General features: G+C 63.7%; 7 protein-coding genes. 5 read left to right on the forward strand and 2 right to left on the reverse strand.

Features of this window, described 5'->3' with window-relative positions; genetic code table 11:
* Nucleotides 1–63: 63 nt before the first annotated feature.
* From OR16_RS27310 to OR16_RS27330, 5 genes are all read left to right on the forward strand, one after another.
* A complete protein-coding gene (locus OR16_RS27310; protein WP_043421328.1) occupies nt 64–444 on the forward strand; it encodes an Mth938-like domain-containing protein in 381 nt (126 codons plus the stop codon).
* 142 nt (nt 445–586) lie between these two features.
* Nucleotides 587–1,048 carry a peroxiredoxin gene (locus tag OR16_RS27315; protein ID WP_006161588.1) on the forward strand — a complete coding sequence of 154 codons (462 nt, stop codon included), beginning with the start codon at nt 587–589 and terminating at the stop codon, nt 1,046–1,048.
* Between the two features lie 383 nt (nt 1,049–1,431).
* Nucleotides 1,432–3,153 (forward strand): PhoH family protein, encoded by a 1,722-nt coding sequence (locus tag OR16_RS27320; RefSeq protein WP_006161590.1) that lies wholly within the window; start codon nt 1,432–1,434, stop codon nt 3,151–3,153.
* 203 nt (nt 3,154–3,356) lie between these two features.
* A complete protein-coding gene (locus OR16_RS27325) occupies nt 3,357–3,779 on the forward strand; it encodes a hypothetical protein (protein ID WP_006161591.1) in 423 nt (140 codons plus the stop codon).
* A 59-nt stretch (nt 3,780–3,838) separates the two neighbouring features.
* Nucleotides 3,839–4,513 (forward strand): C40 family peptidase, encoded by a 675-nt coding sequence (locus OR16_RS27330; RefSeq protein ID WP_043421331.1) that lies wholly within the window; start codon nt 3,839–3,841, stop codon nt 4,511–4,513.
* An 89-nt stretch (nt 4,514–4,602) separates the two neighbouring features.
* Here the strand turns inward: OR16_RS27330 and OR16_RS27335 are convergent, their stop codons facing one another.
* Both OR16_RS27335 and OR16_RS27340 read right to left on the reverse strand, forming a co-directional pair.
* The gene (locus OR16_RS27335) at nt 4,603–5,634 is read right to left on the reverse strand and encodes an inorganic phosphate transporter (protein ID WP_006161594.1); all 1,032 of its coding nucleotides are present in this window, start codon (nt 5,632–5,634) and stop codon (nt 4,603–4,605) included.
* Nucleotides 5,635–5,647: 13 nt separating this feature from the next.
* Nucleotides 5,648–6,236: DUF47 domain-containing protein (locus OR16_RS27340; protein WP_006161596.1), on the reverse strand; the 589-nt coding region annotated here is incomplete at its 5' end.

Raw genomic sequence — 6,236 nt, forward strand, 5'->3', positions numbered from 1 at the left:
TGCGCTGCCCCCGGCCGAGTCGCCGCGCGCGCCGCGAAGGGCAGCGCCAGATAAGGTTCGCCCTTGAAACTCCACGCTGACCAGCCCAATGCCCTCAATACGGTAACGTCGTACGGCCCGGGTTATATCGAAATCAACATGGTGCGCTACACGGAATCCGTGCTGGTCATGCCCGAAGGCGAGATCCGGCCGTGGCCCGTGCAGCGCTTCGAAGACCTGGAACCCGCGCACTTCGAAGGCCTGCTGGCGCACTCGCCCGAAGTGGTGCTGCTGGGCACCGGCAGCCGCCTGCGCTTCCCCCATCCCCGCCTGACCGCCTCCCTGGCGCGCCTGCATGTCGGGGTGGACGCCATGGATCTGCAGGCCGCCTGCCGCACATACAATATCCTGATGGCCGAAGGCCGCAAGGTGGCGGCCATCCTGATGCTGGAGGAACCTGCCTGAGCCCGCCCTGCGGCCCAGCGGCCGAGTTGCAAGTTAGGTACGCGCCACGCTTGAAGTTTGCCGGCCTGCCCCCATCTGCCGCCACCATGGTGGCCGCACTCACGCAGCCGCCCCCGTCCTGTCCCTCCCAGGAGCCATAAGAATGACAGTCAGTCTCAGCCAGCCCGTACCCGATTTCAGCGCACCTGCCACCGGCGGCACGTTCAGCCTCGCCGCCCAGCGTGGCAAGACCATCGTCCTGTATTTCTACCCCAAGGACAACACCCCGGGCTGCACCACCGAAGCCATGAACTTCCGCGACCAGCATGACGACTTCGTCAAGGCGGGCACGGTGGTCTTCGGCATCTCGCGCGACAGCCTGAAGTCCCACGAGAATTTCAAGGCCAAGCTGGAACTCCCCTTTGAACTGATCTCCGACGGCGACGAAGCCGTGTGCCATCTGTTCGATGTCATCAAGATGAAGAAACTGTATGGCAAGGAAGTGCGCGGCATCGAGCGCAGCACCTTCATCATCGACGGCAAGGGCATCCTGCGCCATGCGCTGCGGGGCATCAAGGTGCCCAACCACGTCGATGACGTGCTGGAAATCGTGCGCGGCCTCTGATCCTGGGCGAGATCCGGAGCGAGATCCAGAGCAATTCGGCCCGGCGCTTTAATGCAGCGCAACAACACCGTTACAAGTCGCCTCTGCGAGCGATTGCAAAACAGAAAACGTTCGGATACATTGACCTTTAATGAGTTCAAGATCCGGATGCCACGCAGCTTCATTGTCCCGGCCCAGGCGCACCTTGCCACAGGCCGGTAGCGGACCTGCCGTGTCTCCGGTCCAAAGAAAAGCCGCCAAACCTGCTACCCAGGTTGGCGGCTTTTTTGTTTGTGTGGTTTGTACGCACAGGACACGATCCCCAATGACGCGGCGCCATGCGGCCGCGCCAGTGTCCTGCGCCGTTTTCCAGCCGTCTTCTCCCCCTGAAAGGAAAGCCTAGCATGCCGCTGCCGACCATGCCCGCCAAGCCTGCCCAATTGCTTGACCCGAGCGAATTCGCCCCGGTGACCAAGCTGACTAAGGCCAAATCAGCGCCGCAGGGTAAGAAACCTGTGCCGGCGCTGGAGCGTGTGGCCTTGCTGGAAACCGGAACTAGCAAAGCGGAAAACGCGCCGGCCGTGGTGGCCAGCGCCAGCGGTCCGACGCGAGCGCGCACCAAGGATGCGCCGCCGTCCGCGCTGAAGTCCGTGCCGTCGCTGGCGGCCGTGCCCAAAGCCCCCGCCAAGGCCCCTGGCACGACCAACCGGCGCATGCAGAAACACGCTGGCCCCAGCAAGCTGTTCGTGCTGGACACCAATGTGCTGATGCACGACCCATCCTCGCTGTTCCGCTTCGAAGAGCACGACGTCTATCTGCCGATGATGACGCTCGAGGAACTGGACAACCACAAGAAGGGCATGAGCGAAGTTGCCCGCAACGCGCGCACCGTCAGCCGTACCCTGGACGCGCTGGTGGGCGGCACCGACGGCGTGCTCGACGATGGTTTGCCGCTGGCCAAGCTGGGTAACCGCGACGCGCAAGGCAAGCTGTTCCTGCAGACCAGGCTGAACGAAATCAAGCTGCCCGACGGCTTGCCGCAGGGCAAGGCGGACAACCAGATCCTGGGCGTGGTCAGCGCCCTGCAGCAGCAGTTCCCGGAGCGCCAGGTCGTGCTGGTGTCGAAAGACATCAACATGCGCATCAAGGCGCGCGCGCTCGGCCTGCCCGCCGAGGACTACTTCAACGACCAGGTCCTCGAGGACAAGGACCTGCTGTACTCGGGCGTGATGCTGCTGCCCAACGACTTCTGGGCCAAGCATGGCAAGGGGGTGGAAAGCTGGCAGGATCCGAAGTCCGGCGCCATGTTCTATCGTCTGACAGGCCCGCTGGTGCCCTCCTTCCTGGTCAACCAGTTCGTCTTCCTGGAACCCAGCGACGGCAGCCTGCCGCTGTACGCCCAGGTCAAGGAAATCAACGGCAAGACCGCGCTACTGCAGACACTCAAGGACTACACGCATCACAAGAACAATGTGTGGAGCGTGACCGCGCGCAACCGCGAGCAGAACTTCGCGCTCAACCTGCTGATGCATCCGGAGATCGACTTCGTTACCCTGCTGGGCCAGGCCGGTACCGGCAAGACCCTGCTGGCGCTCGCGGCGGGCCTTGAGCAGGTGCTCGACCAGAAGCTCTACAACGAGATCATCGTCACCCGCGCGACCGTGCCGGTCGGCGAGGACATCGGCTTCCTGCCCGGCACCGAGGAAGAAAAGATGCAGCCCTGGATGGGCGCCTTCGACGACAACCTGGAAGTGCTGCAAAAGAGCGACGACAGCGCCGGCGAATGGGGCCGCGCCGCCACCCAGGAACTGATCCGCTCGCGCATCAAGGTCAAGAGCATGAACTTCATGCGCGGACGCACCTTCGTCAACAAGTTCGTCATCATCGACGAGGCGCAGAACCTGACGCCCAAGCAGATGAAGACGCTGGTAACGCGTGCCGGCCCCGGCACCAAGATCATCTGCCTGGGCAACATTGCGCAAATCGATACGCCTTACCTGACCGAGGGTTCGTCCGGCCTTACCTACGTGGTCGACCGGTTCAAGGGCTGGAGCCACAGCGGCCATGTGACACTGGCGCGCGGCGAACGCTCGCGCCTGGCCGACCATGCCGCGGATGTGCTTTAAGGGGCGCGCCAACCGGAGCCGTTAAGACGCCTGCCCCCTTGAACTACCGGAAACCCTGTAGGACCGCGACCGGCAGATTTGCCTGCCGGCGTGGCCTAGCATCAAGGCATCCGGAACGCCCGCCATTTCGGTACCTCGCGTGCCGGCGCCTGGCGGGCGCTTTTTTTTGCCCCCTACGGCTTGTTGGATCGATGGAGACATTGATGGACAACCACCTTCGCCACACACCGCTGCGGCTCGCGCTGGCTGGCAGCATCGCGATTGCCGCGCTCTCGTTGCCATCGGGCCCGGCGCTGGCCGCCGACGAACTGGTGATTCGCACCATGGGCCCGGTCAGCTACGTCTGCGGTGGCATTGGCGCGGATGAACAGCAGCAGCTGGCCGCGCAGCAGAAAAACTTCAACATGGGCGTGCTGTTCATCCAGGGCGAGCGCGGCGAATTCCTGTCCGATGTCGCCGTCAAGATGACCCGCGAAGGCCATGAAGTGGCCAGCTTCATCGCGTCCGGGCCAAAGTGCCTGATCAAGGCCCCGCAAGGCAGCTACAATATCGAAGCGACTTATAAGGGACAGGCCAAGTCGGTCAGCGTGAGTACGGGCACTTACAACGCGCAGTTGCGCTGGTAAGGGGCCAAGGGGGCGCCCCCTCACGCCACGGCACCTGACCCGGGATCGGACCGAGAAGGATGCCTCTGCGCCAGATTGCCCCAACAGGAAGACGCGTGGCCCGCGTGGCTCTCATCTTCCACACCGCCCACCTGCCCGTGCTTTGCACGGCGGCATTGCTGCTCGCCGCCTGCGCCTCGACGCCGCCAGCGCGCTACAACGCCCAGCCGCGTCCTGCGGGCACTCCCATGGTGGATCCCAGCGCCGGGCTCGAAGAGGTCTCCATCCAGGCAATGTCGCTGGTTGGCACACCCTATCGCTACGGTGGCAATACGCCGGACTCGGGCTTCGACTGCAGCGGGCTCGTGCGCTATGTCGTGCTGCGCGCCGCCAATGTCAACCTGCCTCGCACCACCGAGGCCATGGGCGACCGCGGCGTTTCGCTGGAGCGCAGCCAGGTAGCCTCGGGCGACCTCGTCTTCTTCAACACCACGGGCCGGGCCAATTCGCATGTTGGCATCTATGTCGGGCAGAACCGCTTTGTCCACGCGCCTTCCACCGGCGGCACGGTGCGGCTCGAAGACATGACCAAGTCGTACTGGGCCTCCCGGTACAACGGCGCGCGGCGCGTTGCGTCGGGAATCAACCAGGCGCCGGCATCGGTCGCCCCCCCGGCCGCACCAGCGCCGCCACCTTCCGTTGCGCCCCCAGCCCCCGTGGATGACGATCCGATTGCCGCATTTGCCAATCGATAGCCTTCGGCTCCGGTCTTCCCAACAAGCAAAAAGCCAGGCGCAATGCCTGGCTTTTTGCTTGTCGAGCGAGAATCCGACGGCCCGGTGGCTTAGAGGATATGCCGGCCGATCCACCATGCGATGGCGGCCATGAAGGCAGATGCGGGAATCGTCAGCACCCAGGCCCAGACGATATTGCCGGCCACGCCCCAGCGCACCGCCGACATCTTCTGCACCGAGCCCACGCCGACGATGGCGCCGGTGATGGTATGGGTGGTCGACACCGGCACGCCGAGCGCCGAGGCGATGAATAGCGTGATGGCGCCGCCCGTCTCCGCGCAGAAGCCGCCTACCGGCTTGAGCTTGGTGATCTTCTGGCCCATGGTACGCACGATGCGCCAGCCACCAAACATGGTGCCCATGCCGATCGCCACGTAGCAGGAAACGATGACCCAGATCGGCGGCTCCGCGCCACCCTGCGCCACGTGGCCGCTGGCGATCAGCAGCATCCAGATGATGCCGATGGTCTTCTGCGCGTCATTGCCGCCATGGCCCAGGCTGTACAGCGATGCCGAGACCAGCTGCAGCCGGCGGAACCAGCGATCGACCCGCGACGGCGGCGTGCGGAAGAATGTCCACGGCGTGCGGAAGAATGTCCAGGCCACGATCACCATCATTAGCGAACCGAGCAGGAATCCCAGCAGCGGCGAGATCACGATAAACGCCACGGTCTTGAGAAGACCGCCGCCAACCAGTGCGCTGGTGCCGCTCTTGGCCACGGCGGCGCCTACCAGGCCACCGATCAGCGCGTGAGACGACGATGACGGAATACCGTAGTACCAGGTAATCAGATTCCAGGCAATGGCACCCATCAGGGCGCCGAAGATCACGTAGTGATCGACGATGTTGACGTCGATCGTGCCGGTACCGACGGTCGCCGCCACTTTCAGGTGGAAGATGAAAATCGCCACCACATTGCACATGGCCGCCATGGCCACCGCGTGGTGCGGCTTGAGCACGCCAGTCGATACCACCGTCGCAATCGAGTTGGCGGCATCGTGAAAGCCGTTCATGAAGTCGAACAGCAGTGCGAGAGCCACCAGCAGCCCGATGACCCACAGGCTCATTTGTATTGTTTGCATGCCGATGTGTGCCTCAGGCGTTTTCCAGGACGATGCCTTCGAGAATGTTGGCGACGTCCTCGCACTTGTCGGTAATGGTTTCGAGCTGCTCGTAGATAGCCTTCAGCTTGATCAGGCGCTTGACGTCCGTCTCGTCGCGGAACAGCTTGGACATGGCGGCGCGCATCACGCGATCGGCCTCGGACTCGAGTTGGTCGATCTGCTGCGCCGTCTTCAGGATGGCGCCGGCATTGCTCATGTCGTCCAGCAGGCCGACCGCGATCTTGACCTGGTCGCAGCACTGCACGCAGATGGAGGCCAGCTTGCGCGCTTCGTCGGTCAGGCTGGTCACGTCGTACAGCGAGATGGTCTCGGCCACGTCTTCCATCAAGTCGAGGATGTCGTCCATGGTGGTGATGAGCTTGTGGATCTCATCGCGGTCCAGCGGCGTGATGAAAGTCTTGTGCAGCAGGTCGATCGTGTCGTGCGTGATCCGATCGGCTTTCTTTTCGGTGGCTTGCACGCGGCGGGCATGTGCCTCGGCATTGGGCAGGTCGTTGACCAGCACTTCCAGCTCGCGGGCGGCGGTCACCGCGCAATCGGCGTGCTGGTTGAAGTATTCG

It is taken from the genome of Cupriavidus basilensis OR16 (assembly GCF_000243095.1).
GTDB classification, from domain to species: Bacteria; Pseudomonadota; Gammaproteobacteria; order Burkholderiales; family Burkholderiaceae; genus Cupriavidus; species Cupriavidus basilensis_D.